The organism is Adlercreutzia shanghongiae (assembly GCF_035830635.1).
GTDB lineage: Bacteria > Actinomycetota > Coriobacteriia > Coriobacteriales > Eggerthellaceae > Adlercreutzia > Adlercreutzia shanghongiae.
Window position 1 is genome coordinate 42,279 of sequence record NZ_JAYMFI010000028.1, and the last position, 14,956, is coordinate 57,234.

The 14,956-nt window shown below is 55.8% G+C and carries 9 protein-coding genes, 1 tRNA gene, 2 pseudogenes and 1 CRISPR repeat array; of the genes and pseudogenes, 6 read left to right on the plus strand and 6 right to left on the minus strand.

Translation table 11 applies throughout. The features are described from left to right. Positions 1-290: 290 nt before the first annotated feature. The 4 genes and pseudogenes from cas9 to csn2 form a co-directional block, all read left to right on the plus strand. On the plus strand, positions 291-4,460 hold the full coding sequence (gene cas9 / locus VJ923_RS10850) for a type II CRISPR RNA-guided endonuclease Cas9 (RefSeq protein WP_326441372.1): 4,170 nt from the start codon (positions 291-293) through the stop codon (positions 4,458-4,460). Beyond that, on the plus strand, positions 4,450-5,328 hold the full coding sequence (gene cas1, locus VJ923_RS10855) for a type II CRISPR-associated endonuclease Cas1 (protein ID WP_326441374.1): 879 nt from the start codon (positions 4,450-4,452) through the stop codon (positions 5,326-5,328). Before cas9 ends, cas1 begins: the two co-directional genes overlap by 11 nt. A gap of 32 nt (positions 5,329-5,360) precedes the next feature. Beyond that, on the plus strand, positions 5,361-5,669 hold the full coding sequence (cas2, locus tag VJ923_RS10860) for a CRISPR-associated endonuclease Cas2 (protein ID WP_326441376.1): 309 nt from the start codon (positions 5,361-5,363) through the stop codon (positions 5,667-5,669). Further along, positions 5,669-6,331: pseudogene (gene csn2, locus VJ923_RS12290) on the plus strand (type II-A CRISPR-associated protein Csn2); the annotation flags it as partial. The gene cas2 and the pseudogene csn2, both read left to right, overlap by 1 nt. Before the next feature lie 73 nt (positions 6,332-6,404). Further along, positions 6,405-8,417: direct repeats of the CRISPR family, unit length 36 nt; unit sequence GTTTTGGAGCAGTGACATTCTGACTGGTAATCAAAC. 430 nt (positions 8,418-8,847) lie between these two features. Here csn2 and VJ923_RS10865 read toward each other — a convergent pair. The 6 genes from VJ923_RS10865 to VJ923_RS10890 form a co-directional block, all read right to left on the minus strand. Then, positions 8,848-9,015 carry a hypothetical protein gene (locus tag VJ923_RS10865; protein WP_326441378.1) on the minus strand — a complete coding sequence of 56 codons (168 nt, stop codon included), beginning with the start codon at positions 9,013-9,015 and terminating at the stop codon, positions 8,848-8,850. A gap of 11 nt (positions 9,016-9,026) precedes the next feature. After that, positions 9,027-9,299 (minus strand): hypothetical protein, encoded by a 273-nt coding sequence (locus VJ923_RS10870; protein WP_326441380.1) that lies wholly within the window; start codon positions 9,297-9,299, stop codon positions 9,027-9,029. A 276-nt stretch (positions 9,300-9,575) separates the two neighbouring features. After that, positions 9,576-9,998: a type II toxin-antitoxin system death-on-curing family toxin gene (locus VJ923_RS10875; protein WP_326441382.1), complete on the minus strand. Its 423-nt coding sequence runs from the start codon at positions 9,996-9,998 to the stop codon at positions 9,576-9,578. A gap of 2 nt (positions 9,999-10,000) precedes the next feature. Further along, complete coding sequence (locus VJ923_RS10880) at positions 10,001-10,213, minus strand: type II toxin-antitoxin system Phd/YefM family antitoxin (protein WP_326441385.1); 213 nt, start codon at positions 10,211-10,213, stop codon at positions 10,001-10,003. A gap of 569 nt (positions 10,214-10,782) precedes the next feature. Further along, a tRNA-Ser gene (locus VJ923_RS10885) sits at positions 10,783-10,870 on the minus strand. A 433-nt stretch (positions 10,871-11,303) separates the two neighbouring features. Then, the gene (locus tag VJ923_RS10890; protein WP_326441387.1) at positions 11,304-12,791 is read right to left on the minus strand and encodes a response regulator transcription factor; all 1,488 of its coding nucleotides are present in this window, start codon (positions 12,789-12,791) and stop codon (positions 11,304-11,306) included. Between the two features lie 221 nt (positions 12,792-13,012). Between VJ923_RS10890 and VJ923_RS10895 the strand changes: the two genes are divergently transcribed. Further along, positions 13,013-14,635, plus strand: coding sequence for an FAD-binding protein (locus VJ923_RS10895; RefSeq protein WP_326441389.1), 1,623 nt, complete (start codon positions 13,013-13,015; stop codon positions 14,633-14,635). Between the two features lie 111 nt (positions 14,636-14,746). Then, positions 14,747-14,956, plus strand: a pseudogene (locus VJ923_RS10900) (hypothetical protein); the annotation flags it as partial.

Here is a 14,956-nt window from a genome sequence, read left to right on the forward strand (position 1 = left end):
AAAAAATATGGATAAGTGTACCGAAACTATCCCACATAGTGTAATACGATTGCGCCGTACCTGTTCTTGGAGAAATACTGATCGACTTGCATATAAAAGCCCCTATACTGTGAAACGCCAGGTGCAAGGAAAACAAAAAGAGCCCCGAAGGGCTCTTGGATGAGTCAAATTGCCGCCTACGCGGCGCCCGAAGGCATTTAAGACTAAGTCTTTATTTTGACTCGCAGTGACATCTTGACTGGTATCAAGACGCTAAGCACTTTAGCACAGACGCGCTTGGAAGGAAAGCCATGAATTTGAGGAATGCGGGCGAATACAACATCGGGCTTGATATCGGTACCGGTTCGGTTGGATGGTCGGTAACTGACGAGGACGGCAACCTCCTTCATTTTAAGGGAAAGCCAACGTGGGGAAGTCGCATTTTCCCCAGTGCCGAGCCTGCTTCTGAGGCGCGCATGCATCGCGGTCAACGTCGCCGCTACGCTCGCCGCCGCTGGCGCCTGGATCTTCTTGAATCGCTGTTCCAGCTAGAAGTTTCCGCAGTTGATCCCGATTTTTTTACCCGGTTGCGCCAAACGCATTTACTCAAGGAGGACAGAGATCCACAATTCGCTGATTTTGCTGGAATGATTTTTCCCCAGGCTGAATTGTCCGAGAGGGATTATTACAAGAAGTTTCCGACCGTCTACCATCTTCGCCAATGGCTGATGAAGACTGACGAGAGAGCAGATATTCGCCTCGTCTATCTTGCCCTACATAATATCGTGAAGCACCGTGGCAATTTCTTGCAGCAAGAAAACGAGGGGCTTACCTCGCAAAATTCGAGTGTCAAAAACTCGGTCGATCGTTTTTGCTACGAGTTACAGTGCTACTGCGATGCCCTCGATGTTCCTTGCGATGCGCAGAATGCAGTTGATGATGTAGTCGCAATCTTGGGGGACACGGCATCATCGAAGTCTGGCTTGCAAGAAAAGGTTTCGGGCAAGCTAGGTATTGAGGAGGGCGGCCTGCTCGACAAACCGGCGGCGAAGAGGTTGTCCAAGGCGTTGGCCTCGGCGCTTGTGGGCCTTAAGGCTGATATGGCTCACATCTTCTTTGTGGGCGAGGAGGCGCCTGAAGGTGTTGCAACGGGCATTTACCTATCGAACGATGAGCAGGTTGAAACTTTTGAGATGGTGCTGCCTGACGAGGGAAGGGCGCTATTCGAGGCAATGCAGGCGGTGTATTCCTCGTATGTGCTGCAGGAAATCCTGAGCAGTAAGCCCGGTGAGGGTATCTCGGCCAACAAAGTGGAAGACTGCAATCGATATGGCGAGGATTTGCGCTTACTGAAGTCCCTCGTCAAGCAATATGCCCCCGAGAAATATGACGGCTTTTTCCGAGGAGCGTTTTGTGCTCCCACGTCCCTTCATCCCCAAAAGCATGTTTACGACAAGTACGGGAAGGACCAGATCAAGGGCTATACACGCTACAACGAGATTCGAAAGACGAAGTATGAGGACTTCAAGAAGGAAGTCGAGGCGCTTTTCAAGGGGACTGCGGCAGTAGACGATCCTCGGTATCTTGCCATGATGGAGCGGTTTGGCTCGGAGAGGTTTCTCCGTAGGCTTAAAACGAGCGATAACGGCGCTATTCCCTTCCAACTCCATCTGGAAGAAATGCGGGCCATAATCGACAACCAAGCGAAGTTCTATCCGTTCTTGAAGCAAGAGCGGGCGAAGTTGGAGTCGCTTGTTTCGTTCCGCATCCCTTACTACGTGGGTCCTCTTACCAAGAAAAATGCGCGCAAGGCCGCAGATGGTAAGCTTCGCTTCGCCTGGGTTGAGCGGCAGGAAGGGAAGGAGGACGAGCGAATCTACCCCTGGAATTGGGAGGAGATTGTCGACAAAGATCGTAGTGCGACGGCCTTCATCCAACGAATGACAAGCACTTGCACGTACCTGCACGGCGAGCCGGTGCTGCCCAAATGCTCGTTAATCTATGAAGAGTACTGCGTGTTGAACGAGTTGAATGGGGCAAAGTTAACGCAGGACGGTGATCGAGAGCATCGGCTCGATTACAAAGATCGCACTGAAGCAGTTGAACAACTCTTTAGGCGCGGCCGTGTGACCTATAAAAAGATGGAAGAATGGCTCCGGAAGCGCGGCGTAAGCAATCCCCACGTGTTTGGCGGCCAGGGAGAGGCGGGCTTCGAGTCGAAGATGAGCTCGTACATCTTTTTCGCGAAAGACATTTTTAACGTTGACGAGATTCCCGTGTCCGATTACCCCATGATTGAGGAGATAATTCTCTGGAGCACTCTCTTCGAGGATAGGAGCATTTTCCGCGAAAAACTCAAGCGGAATTATGGTGACCGTCTTACCGATGAACAGATTAAGAAGATCGTGCGCAAGCGCTTTGCCGGATGGGGAAAGCTTTCGAAAAAATTGCTGTGCGAAGTGAAAGCAGAGACGGACTGCGGGCCGCGCTCGATAATGGATGTGCTTCGTGAGGGAAACCCCAACAGCGATAAGCCGTCACGCGCCATGGTGCTCATGGAGATTCTCCATGATGATGACTTGGGATTTGAAAAACTCATCGATACCCGAAACAGGGAGCATATGTCCGATGTGGGAATGTCGCTTGAGGAGCTTCCCGGTTCGCCAGCTTTGCGCAGGAGCGTGAACCAAGCATTAAGCATCGTGGATGAGATTGCGGGTATTGCAGGACATGCTCCGACGAACATTTTTATTGAGGTTACCCGTGACGAAGACCCGCGAAAGAAAGGTTCGCGTACGAAGCGACGCTACGATGATTTGAAAGAAAAACTCGCAGCGCTTAAACAGGAGGCGCCCGAATGGTGGAGCTCAAACGTGAGTCGAGAGCTGGCGGATTGCGCTAAAGCCAATGCGGATCTTAGCGAGAAGCTGACGTTGTATTTTATGCAGGGCGGCAAATCTCTTTACTCGGGAAAGCCCCTCGAAATTGAGCGTCTTTCCGAATATCAAGTGGATCATATTATTCCGCAGACGTATATCAAAGACGATAGCTTTGAGAACAAGGCGCTGGTACTTTCGTCTGAGAACCAAAGCAAGTCCGACCAGCTTTTGCTGAGCGAGGATGTGCGCAGGAAAATGAGGTCCTATTGGGGTGCGCTGCATGACGCGAAGCTCATCGGCGATAAGAAGTATCGTAACTTGCTTCGAGATAGCATTTTGGAACAGCAGATGAAGGGGTTCATTGCGCGGCAGCTCGTGGAGACTTCTCAGATACTGAAAGTAGTGCAGAACCTTTTAAGGGAAGCGTATCCCGACACTCGCGTGATGCCGGTAAAGGCTGCCCTATCTTCGGAATTGCGTCATGAAATCGGGCTTGTGAAGTGCCGCGAGGCAAATGATTTTCACCATGCGCACGATGCGTTGCTCGCCTCCGAAATGGGTCGGTTCATCTTGAAGCGCCATGCTGCCATGTATGAGAACCCCATTGGGTATACGCATGTGGTGCGCAATTTTGTGAGGGCTGAGAGCAGCCAGGCGAAACGCGGAAAGATGCCAGGGTCGGCCTCATTTGTGGTGGCGAGCTTTATGAGATCGGGATTTGACGAGGAGACGGGGGAATTATTCCAAGACGATTGGTCTGCTGAGCGTGAGATCGGTCGACTGAAGCGGTATTTCAATTATCGGCAGTGCTTCATTTCGCGTATGCCGGAGGAAACAAGCGGCGCTTTTTGGGATGCAACGGTCTATTCACCTCGCGATACTGGAAAAAACATGACGCTACCCCTGAAGAAAGGACTCGACGCGGAGAAATACGGCAGTTATTCTCGCGAGCAGTTTGCGTACTTCTTTATCTACAAGGCGGAAAAGAAGGGAAAGGAGGTTCTTGAATTCGCTCCTGTGCCAGTGAGTGTTGCATCGGCGGTTGGACAAAAACCGGAAGCTTTAGTCGAGCATGCGCGGGGGCTTGCGAAGGGCAAAGGGCTTGTATTCGTAGAAGTGGTTAGACCGAAGGTTTACAAGTATCAGTTAATGGAAATCGATGGTTCGAGATTGCACCTTACAGGGGGGCAAGAGGCTCGTAATGCCGTGCAATTCGCCTTTAGCCTAAAGGAAGCTGCGCTTTTGAAAGATGTCTTCGACGCTGGTGTGGTTTCTAGTAAAGAACTGGACGAACTATTTGAGAGCACGCTCAAATCGCTTCGTTGCTACTCTCCAAAAATATTGAGTGCTTTGGGAGTCAGCGAGTGGGAGAAGACTTTTTTAGAGCTCTTGCCCGAAGAGAAAAAGGCGGTAATAAAAGTGCTCGTTGCAATAGGGAATGGCAAGGCGAATGTCGCCGATTTGAGGGCTGTCGGAAAAAGCAAGTTTGCGGGGCAGATGCATCCATCTTATGGGTCGATTTTGACCAAGGGCGGCGGCATCACCTTCATTGATCAATCAGTGACAGGTATGTTTGAGAGGCGGACCCACATTGGCCTTTAGGACGGTCTATATTGAAAGTCCCAGTAAGCTCTCCTACAAGAGTGGATACCTCGTCGTACGCAAGGAAGATGATACGGCGAAAGTGCATTTGTCGGAGATATCGACCATTGTCCTGCAAACCATGCAGGTGTACATCAGCGCCTACCTCATGGCGGAGCTTGCGAAGAACAAGATATCGCTTCTCGTAAGCGATTCTCAGTGCAATCCTGTGGGACAGTATCTGCCGCTTTACGGTGCCCATAACACCAGCAAGCGCATAGCGGAGCAGCTCGAATGGGGCGAGCCTATTAAGAAGCGTGTTTGGCAGCGGGTGGTTCGCGACAAAATTCGTGAGCAAGCACGGTTTTTGAAAGAACGAGATTACGAGAGGGAGGCCCAGCAGTTGAGTCAGATCGTTCCCGAGGTGCGTTCTGGCGACACGACCAACCGCGAAGCTCAAGCTGCGCGGCTGTACTTTACGGCACTTTTTGGGCCGGAGTTTAGCAGAGAGAACGATATTCCTACCAACGCTGCTTTGAATTATGGGTATGCGGTTCTCCTCTCGCTCGTTAATCGCGAGATAACGGCGCGAGGGTGCATAACGCAAGTGGGTATATGTCATCGGAATGAATACAACCAGTTCAATTTGACCTGCGATCTTATGGAACCGTTTCGCCCGGCTGTTGACCGGCTTGTGGTTGACTATCTGGCAGCAGACTTTGATGCCGATACGAGGCGAGTGCTGGGGGATTTGGCAAATACTCATGTGGCCTACAAAGAGGGGTCTTACCGTCTGGGGTCGGTGATCTCTCGATACGTGCAGCAATGTTTGAATGCATTAAACAAACGAACGGCCGTAGAGGAGATCGAAGAATTCCGACTTCTATGAATGGCGAGAGACAAAATACGAGGAATAGGTTTATGAGGCTTATGGTCTTCTTCGATCTTCCGGTTGAGACTGCAATGCAGAGAAAGGAATATCGTCTGTTTCGAAAGTTTCTTATTAAGGACGGGTATCTTATGTTGCAAGAGTCGGTGCATGCCAAGCTCGTTGTCAACGACGGCGCGGCAGGGGCAGCGGTTATGCGACTGAGAAAGCATCGACCGCCGGAGGGGCTGGTGCAGGTTCTCAAAGTAACTGAGAGGCAATTCGCTACTATGGATTACATCGTGGGAAATCGCGACGCGTACGATGAGGTTGACACGATGGAGGAGTTCGTCGTCCTATGATGATATCGTTCTCCGGCCTCGAGAGCTCTATCGACATGCGCGACTCACGTGTGCTGGCGCTGCATATAGCGAATCAGACGCTTTTCGCGCGCGTAGTCGCCGCGTTGCTATCCGGCCGAGGCGAGCAAGCGCCTGAGCCGTATACCCTTTGGGGGGACGATGGGAAAGAATTGCGAGCCAGCAACGTGTTTCTTCCCATAGTAAATCCGCTCGATCTTCCCTGGAAGCACAAGCGTTTACTGGGGGCACTTTACTCTCGCTTTGAAGAAGCTCTGCTCATCGATGAAGACTTACGGTTGAAGATGCAAGAGTTGCACCTGGGGATGATGTCCTGCGTCAATCAGATTGATTTTCAGTTTAATGCAGAGTACGACTTTGGCGTAGAATGGGAGCTGCGTCATTATCTGAAGGCTTTCGACTACGGAGTTGGCTCCCGAGAGGCCAGTTCGCTCCTTGACAACCTTATACAGTTTGTTGACTTGGCTGCTGATGTTGCCTGCGATATGGTGCTTCTGTTCGTAAATCTTAAAACTTTTTTGGGAAAAAATGACCTGTTAGAGCTCTACGAGCGAATGATTTTTCACGGAATTAGGGCTATTCTGGTCGAGAATCAGAATTCTCCCTTCTATAATGATTTCGAGAAAAAAGTCATTGTTGACCAGCACTTTATCGAGTATGAAGCAACAAATTGGTCAGAAAGTACGCCTCTTCCGCAAAAGAGGATTTGCTTCAACGGTTTTGGAGCAGTGACATTCTGACTGGTAATCAAACTAGAACTCGCCATCAAGCGTCTATGTCGGGTTTTGGAGCAGTGACATTCTGACTGGTAATCAAACTGATTCTGACGGGTGGCTCCATGTAGACCCGTTTTGGAGCAGTGACATTCTGACTGGTAATCAAACGTAAAAGTTGATGTACTTGATACCAGGCTGTTTTGGAGCAGTGACATTCTGACTGGTAATCAAACGTCGATGAGGCTGCTGACGCGCTGGTTGCCGTTTTGGAGCAGTGACATTCTGACTGGTAATCAAACCAACACGAAGCTCGTGCCGGCCGCACACGGGTTTTGGAGCAGTGACATTCTGACTGGTAATCAAACGAGCAACCGCCGTGGGCCTCGCCCAGATCGGTTTTGGAGCAGTGACATTCTGACTGGTAATCAAACCATATAACTACAAAGGGGGACTACAAAGGGGTTTTGGAGCAGTGACATTCTGACTGGTAATCAAACGAGCGCCGCAAGCTAATCGACGGTATGGTAGTTTTGGAGCAGTGACATTCTGACTGGTAATCAAACGCCTCTTCTGTCTCGCCTTGTCATGTGGTAGTTTTGGAGCAGTGACATTCTGACTGGTAATCAAACCGCCGCATGGCGGAAGGAACCTTGAGAACCGTTTTGGAGCAGTGACATTCTGACTGGTAATCAAACGATCCCCCTGGCCAACATGTGGCCGGACCCGTTTTGGAGCAGTGACATTCTGACTGGTAATCAAACAACGATTCCTTGGGCACCAATGCCGGGAGTGTTTTGGAGCAGTGACATTCTGACTGGTAATCAAACTGCCCTTATTGGCTTTCGTAGTAGCACCGCGTTTTGGAGCAGTGACATTCTGACTGGTAATCAAACTTGAGGTTGAGCGGCTCGGTGACGTCGTCCGTTTTGGAGCAGTGACATTCTGACTGGTAATCAAACCGCCACGAGGCTGCCCACGGGCACCTCGGCGTTTTGGAGCAGTGACATTCTGACTGGTAATCAAACATGCCCCGTGCGGATAACCGCACGGGGCGCGTTTTGGAGCAGTGACATTCTGACTGGTAATCAAACGCGCCCTGCAAGCTGGTGACTTCCAAAACGGTTTTGGAGCAGTGACATTCTGACTGGTAATCAAACCACGGTTCAGGCAAAGGCCCGCACTACAACGTTTTGGAGCAGTGACATTCTGACTGGTAATCAAACCTACTGGTTGGCGGCACAAAAAAGGCGCCCGTTTTGGAGCAGTGACATTCTGACTGGTAATCAAACCGGGGCCGTCGCGGCGCTTACCGGCCTCATGTTTTGGAGCAGTGACATTCTGACTGGTAATCAAACGTGCCCCACGCTGCGCAAGGGCGCCAAGGGGTTTTGGAGCAGTGACATTCTGACTGGTAATCAAACTGCCAGATAGGCTGACGTTGGCGAGCATGCGTTTTGGAGCAGTGACATTCTGACTGGTAATCAAACGTATTTATAATGGCGACGCTGGCCACAGAGTTTTGGAGCAGTGACATTCTGACTGGTAATCAAACCGCCCAGGGCCTCGTTAACGCTTTACTCAAGTTTTGGAGCAGTGACATTCTGACTGGTAATCAAACTTTCCCGAGCTGTATGAGCGTAGCGCGAGTGTTTTGGAGCAGTGACATTCTGACTGGTAATCAAACCGGGCCTCAGCGGGCGCGAGGGGCGGCGCAGTTTTGGAGCAGTGACATTCTGACTGGTAATCAAACTGGCCCAGAGGATAAAGAAACCAAGGGTTGGTTTTGGAGCAGTGACATTCTGACTGGTAATCAAACCACATAACGCGCGTGTCGGGCGGACATACGGTTTTGGAGCAGTGACATTCTGACTGGTAATCAAACCCCTGGGAGGTGACGTAGGGCACCTTGTAGGTTTTGGAGCAGTGACATTCTGACTGGTAATCAAACGAAGTGATTCGATGCCCCGTGCCGGCAACTGTTTTGGAGCAGTGACATTCTGGCTGGTAATCAAACGCCTGCTCGGCCTTGTAAGCATCGAACTCGGCCTTGAGCCCCTTGTAGCCCTCGGCCTCGGCCCGGGCGTCGTCGCGCTCCTTCTCAAGCTTCGCGACCTCTCGCTCGTGCTTGTGGCGGTTCACCGTGTCGCCCTTCGGCGCCTGGCCCTCTTTCGGGCCGGGGCTCTGGTCGGCCGCCTCTGGGGTCGTCTCCTCGGTGGTCGTCTGCTCGGTCTCGTCTTCCATCTGCGTGCCTTTCTATCCGGGTTTGTTTGCCGCGCTTCCCTGCGCGCTTCGGCGCACGATTGCCGCTCGTGCGGGCGATACGGGGCCGTTGCCGCCGCCCCTCGCGATGGTTGGGAGTATCTGGGATGTGTCGCCAGGGGGTTCCTGGCAAAAGAAAAGCCCCGCCGTGTGGCGGGGCCTGGTGAGAACGCTCGCGTCGTTCGTTATTTCGCTCTTACGGAAGAGAGCTCTTCCCTCATGTGGCTTGCTTCGTCCTCTGACACGTCGAGGTCGTTGACCGGGCTCATGGAGGAATATCTCCTCGCTTCGAGAAGTTCCTCGCGGCTCATGCCCGTTATGTCCATCATGACCTTCAGGTCTTCTTCGTCCATGGCTACCTCTCCTATGCGTCGGGCAGCTCGTCCAAGAGCTCGCTGCCGTCCTCGCTCCAGAACGGGGGCTGGGAGTGCATGTAGTCGAACGCCTCGCGCACCGTGGACATCCTGATCTTGCGCCCCTTGGCGAGGATGACGAGGGGCGGCCCCACGTAGGCGGGGGCGTCGTCGGCGAACATGACGGGCTCGTACACCTCGCAGCCCTCCCACTCGCCGCTCTCTATGGCGTGGTGGTAACCGTGCTCTTTCGCGAATGCCGTGGCCTTTTCGAGCGTCGTCATCATGCTCCTTCCAGTATCTCGTCCACTATAGCACGGTCGAACTCCATCCCGTCGATTCGGAGCAGCTTCGGTACGTCGGCGAACTTGACGCGTCCGACCGATGTCTCGTACCGGTTTTGGAGCAGCGACATTCTGACTGGTAATCAAGCAGGCAGTTCGATTCTCGACAATTGAAAAGATGCGCAAAGCCTTTAGGTGCCAGCCGGCGATTTGCTTGAATGCAACCCTGGCGACGATCCGCTTCAGCAATCTCACGAATAGCGCTTTGCAATCGGGTCAATCACTCTCGCTGTTCTTGCTAAGGACGCTGCCCGTCGCTTCCGTATTTTCGGCTACCCAGGCGGTTAGGCGCTCCAAATCCCAAGCTCCATCTGCGATTCCAGTCATGGCGTCGTAGAGCTCATCGTGCCGCGGCTTGAACCGGCACCCATTGATGCGCAGGAAAGCGGCCATCGAAGCCGCTGCAGTGCGCTTGTTGCCGTCAGCGAAGGGATGATTCCGAGCGATGCCCCAAGCGTAGCAAGCGGCCTTTGCCGCAATATCCGGGTAGAACTCCACGCCGCCAAACGTCTGGAAGGGCTGCGCAAGGGCGGATTCCAGCAGGTTCTCGTCCCGTATCCCCTGAAGACCCCCGAACCGTTCCACGGTCGTGTTGTGGATGGTCTCGACATCGGGACGCCCCAATGCATGGGGTCCCACGCTTAGGACAGCTTCTCGAACACGTCGGCGTACTCGTCCATGAAGTCGACCGCGGCAGACACGGGGTCTTTCTCCACGAGCATGTCCATCGGTACGATGGCAGCGCACGGTTTGTTGTTCTTGAGAATAGTGACGGGTCGGCCTGTCGTCTGCACCTGCGCCATGACCTTGGAGAAGTTGTTCTTCGCCTCGGCCATTCCCATTGTCGTCGTCATAGCAAGCTCCTTGATCAGACCTTTATACTGTCCTGTATTATAGCCTATTTATGGGCTAATCTCAAAAGTAAATAAGAGGCTTTATGGATATCGCTTCTCTTCTTCCCGGGAAACGTTTTAATGTCAGGCTCCGCCTGCGCCCCTGATTTCCCATAGGCCTCGGCAATCTTTGTCTTCTTTTATCTTTTCGGCCGCTCATAGAACTTGGCAATGTCGTTCGGATGCTCGACTTCTGTAGCTTTCGAGCAGTGGGATTCTGACTGGCAGTTGAATCTGAAGGAGCTTGTTCGCTCGCGGTGGCCAGCGCAAGCGCGTCACGCGCGCGAGGCTCTACGACCTGTCGAAGGGTGGTGGCGAGCGAATCGTCGAGTTCTGCAATATGGCCGACGGCAAAAGCTTTAGACGGTGGATTGACGGATGACTGAATAGGCTTTTGCGCATGCGAGCTGCAATCGGGGGCCGCTGCATTTCGGCCCTCGAATAATCGCTGCGCCTCGGGTGCGAAGTGGCTGCTCATCTTCGGCTGTGGCGACAAATAAGGCCCCGACGAATCGGGGCCTTGAATTAGCTGGCGGAGGCGGTAGGATTTGAACCCACGGTACCTTTCGGCACGACAGTTTTCAAGACTGCTTCCTTAAGCCACTCGGACACGCCTCCGCATGAGATGAAATGCAACGCGACCTGCGCATTGTTGCATTCGAGCGCTGAAAAGGATACCACACCCCATGTGCAACCGTGTGCACAATCCGGCGATGCGTTCGAAGGTTGCGCTTGTGCTGTCCATACCGCAGTTATTTGGCGGGCGCGAAATGAAACATGCCAAATATCGGGGATATGGACTCTCGGAGGGCCACTTTGGGCACATTTTCTTGTCCATATCGCGAATATTTGTCGTCGGAAGTGTCCACATCGCCGCTATTTGACTTGTTTTCGGCGGCGTGTCCATATCGCCAATATTTGGCTTCCTTCCGACGGCATGCCCCCATCGTCATGACTCGCCCTCTCGGAATCGTCCGACTCGGTTTCGACGGCGCTGACAAACGGATATGGATGCGAATGAAAGCGCGTGCCAAACGCGATGAGCGACCGGCTACCCTTCCACCATGTCGATGAGCTCCTGCTGGGAATGGATGCCGAGTTTCTCGTAGATGTGGCGAATGTGCGTGGCCACGGTGTTCTTCGACAGATACAGCGAGTCGCGAATGTAAGGGCGGCTGCGTCCTTGGGCGAGCAGCAGGAATATCTCCGTCTCACGCGCCGAGAGCCCGTGCTCGGCCGCCACGGAAGCGCGGTGCTCGAGTACGGCGTCCACCTCTTCCGCGTAAGACGTGGCAACGGCCTTCGCGTCCTCCGAAACAGCTTGGCTGTCTTCGTTGTCCGCTCCGCCGTCTGCGGCCTCCAGCGTGGCATCGCGACGCGGCACCAAAAGCGATGTGAGCGAGAAGATGCCCAGCATAATGAGGCAGGCGAACGCTGAGCCAAAGGCGTCCGACGCGGCGCTTTGCAGCAGATCGGTCGTGCCGTAGCCGACAAGCACCCCTCCGTAGGCGGCTCCGGCCCCGAGGCCCACGTAGAAGGTGGTCGAGAGTGCCGTGCGTTGGGACAGACGGAGGAAGTAGAGCATGGTGATGATTTCGATGCCGGTGAACACGGCGTTCATGAGCACGCGCGTGATAAAGGCGGCCTCAACGCTATCGAGGGGCGTCACCACGATGCCGATCACGAAGGGCACGGTGATCCACCGGTACAGCGAGGCCACGTTCACCCGGCGGGCAAACAGCACGATACCGACGGAAAGTGCGACGGCAAAGAACATGCCAACGACGGTCGCGTAGGCCTCGGCGGAAGAAGGAAGTGCCACGGGCGACTCGGCCGGCGCGGCGCAGCCCAGGGTGTAGAGCACGAACACGGTCGCCATCATGCGGATGACGGTGAAGGGGGTGACGGTCAGAGGCTTGGTGTTCGCGGCATCTTCGGCGGGAATGGCTCCGCGCTCAAGGCCAGCGCGCGAGAGCGCCAGCAGCAGGCCGGAGGCCAGGGGGAGCACGGTGACGAGCAGTCCTGCCAGAAACGGCGGCATAGTGGGGATGATAAGGGCGCACAGCAGGGTCGCGACAAAGGAGGCGGGAACAACGGTCTCCACGACGGACGTCTCGATGCGGGCGAAAAGACAGCCCCAGAGCACAACGAGAAGCGCCGGTCCGCAGCCAGTGCCCACGCCGGCGACAACCGTGCAGAGGCTGTGGGCCCAGCCGGACGTTCGGCCGCAGGCGATGAGCGCCACAGTGCCGAACGCGCACAGCAGCGAGGCGGCCAGGGGAAGGCCGCGAAACTCCGACAGCTCGCGTTTACGGCCGGCCAGTGCGACGGCGATGCAGGTTGCGGGGGTGAGAATAGCCGATATCAGCCACGCGGGGTCGGTTTGCAGGGCGCTGGCGCTGGCGCTCGCCGAAAGGGGAATATCCCACAGGCAGATGCCCCAGGCGTAGATGAGACCGAAGCCCAAAAGTCGCGCCGGCATGTTGATATCGAGACGCTCGAGAAACGTCGCCTGCGCCCTTTTTTCGCTCGCTCCCATGATCCCTCCTTCGCCGATGGCGCTTACCTTACGGGAAAGCCTGCGGGCGGCCATCACCTCAACGCGGTGATTTTAGCAAAGAAACGCCAGTTCGGAGCACTCACCTCTCTTTGCGGCGATGCGTAAGGGCGCACGTCTTCGCTAAGGTGCGTCTCGTAAAGCCGCGACCGGCTCGTCTCAGGAGCATCGGTTGCGGGGGAGGAAGCAAAAGGAGGAAACTCATGACTCAAGCAATGGATCGTCGCTCGTTTATCGGCCTCGGCGCGCTGGGCGCGCTCGCTGCGGGCGCTGGGCTCGCCGGCTGTGCGCCGCAGTCGTCGGGTGCGCCGGCCGCAACCGATACGCTGAGCGAAACGGGCGAGGAGGCCCCGGCGGGTATCCCGCGCAAGGAGGGCGACGAGACCAAGGAATGCGACGTCGCGGTGGTGGGCGCTGGCGCCGCCGGCCTCATGGCGGCACTCAATCTGGCGCGCGGCGGCAAGAAAGTCGTCGTTATCGAGGTGGGTCCGTCGGCGGCTATCTCCAACTTCGCCATGTGCGGCGGCCCGACTGCCTGCGAAACGAAGCTGCAGGCGCAGGAGAACGCTACGGTCACCCTCGACCAGATTTTCACCTACATGAACGACTTCTCGCGCGGCAGCGTGAATAGCGCGCTTCTGCGCAACTGCCTGGCGCACACCGGCGAGGCCATCGACACCATGCTTGATCTCGGCATTGGCATGGACCTCATCCCCGATACCTACGGCGTGGGCTTCCGCGGCCGTCACATGTTCCAGGCCGGCGGTGAAGACCGCGTGGGGCCGCTGGTAGCCGATATCGAGGCCAACGGCGGTGAGTTCCTCTTCAACACCAAGGCCGAGAAGATCATCATGGAAGACGGCGCCGTCGCCGGCGTGCAGACCGACGCGGGCATCGATGTCATGGCTCCGGCCGTGGTGGTGTGCACCGGCGGCTTCGGTGGCAACGAGGACATGCAGCTGGAGAAATTGAACACGACGGTGTTCCCCCTGGGCAGCACGCTTTCCGACGGCACCGGCATCAACATGGTGCTCGATGCGGGCGGCGCGTGGGACCGCAACTTCGCGGTGCTCGGCAACGAGTGCGGCGCCGTGTCGAAGGCCACGGTGAGTCCCTTCACGGAGGACTGGCACAACACCAACGAGCACTTGGGCTACTGGCTGTTCGGCGGCTTGTACACCGATCCGGTGGGCGAGCGCTTCATCAGCGAGGGGAAGATCGCCCAGTTCCCGCTGGCCGTAGGCGGCGAAGCACTGCTGCGCGCGGGCAAGGCCTACATCATCATGGACGACGATTACTACCAGGCGGTGCAGGGCGACGGCATCTTCGCCTATCTGGGCCAGCCGGCTGCGTGGATTTCCGGTCCCGTTGCCGACTACTACAAGACAACGCCCGAGAACGCCGAGGCGCATTTGCAGGAGGCCATCGAGCAGGGTTGGGCCGTGAAGGCCGATTCCATCGCCGAAATCGCCGAGGCCTTCGACCTGCCGGCGCTCGAGAAGACGGTGGAGAACTACAACCGCTTCTGCGAGACTGGCGTCGACGAGGAATACGGCAAGGAGGCCCACTTCCTGAAGGCCGTGAAGACCGCCCCGTTCTACGCGTTCGAGTACGTGCCCAGCTGCTGGTCCACCAACGGCGGCGTGAAGGTGGACAGCCACCTGCGCGCCGTGGATGCCGATAACAAGGCTATCCCCGGCCTGTACGTGGCCGGCGTGGACCAGGGCTCCGTCTACAGCGTCCCCTACTACACCAACGAGGGCTCCTCGGTGGGCCTGGCCATCGGCTCGGGCGCCTACGTGGCCGCCGAGATTTTGGGGGCGTAACCTTCGCGCGACCTGTCAGCTCATAGTCCTCAGGTCCCGGCCTGACGGAGATTTGGAAGAGCGCGGCCGACCCTCCCGGCCGCGCTCTTCGCGTTCGCTATAATTCCCCTCATGAACGAACACCGCGCACCCGAAGAGCAGAGGCTGCTGGACGAGCAGTATATGGGCCTGGCCTTGGAAGAGGCCCGGGCCGCGGGCGCTATGGGCGAGGTGCCCATCGGCGCGGTGGTGGTGCACGAGCCCATCGACCGCGGCACGCGGCGTCCGCTCGCCGAGCCGCGCGTCATTGCACGGGCGCACAACCGGCGCGAGACCGACCGC

Excerpts from the sequence above, each read along its gene's own strand:
- cas9 (WP_326441372.1), top strand. The coding sequence starts at position 291 with ATGAATTTGAGGAATGCGGGCGAATACAACATCGGGCTTGATATCGGT.
- cas2 (WP_326441376.1), top strand. The coding sequence starts at position 5,361 with ATGAGGCTTATGGTCTTCTTCGATCTTCCGGTTGAGACTGCAATGCAG.
- VJ923_RS10865 (WP_326441378.1), bottom strand. The coding sequence starts at position 9,015 with ATGGACGAAGAAGACCTGAAGGTCATGATGGACATAACGGGCATGAGC.
- VJ923_RS10870 (WP_326441380.1), bottom strand. The coding sequence starts at position 9,299 with ATGACGACGCTCGAAAAGGCCACGGCATTCGCGAAAGAGCACGGTTAC.
- VJ923_RS10880 (WP_326441385.1), bottom strand. The coding sequence starts at position 10,213 with ATGACGACGACAATGGGAATGGCCGAGGCGAAGAACAACTTCTCCAAG.
- VJ923_RS10890 (WP_326441387.1), bottom strand. The coding sequence starts at position 12,791 with ATGGGAGCGAGCGAAAAAAGGGCGCAGGCGACGTTTCTCGAGCGTCTC.
- VJ923_RS10895 (WP_326441389.1), top strand. The coding sequence starts at position 13,013 with ATGACTCAAGCAATGGATCGTCGCTCGTTTATCGGCCTCGGCGCGCTG.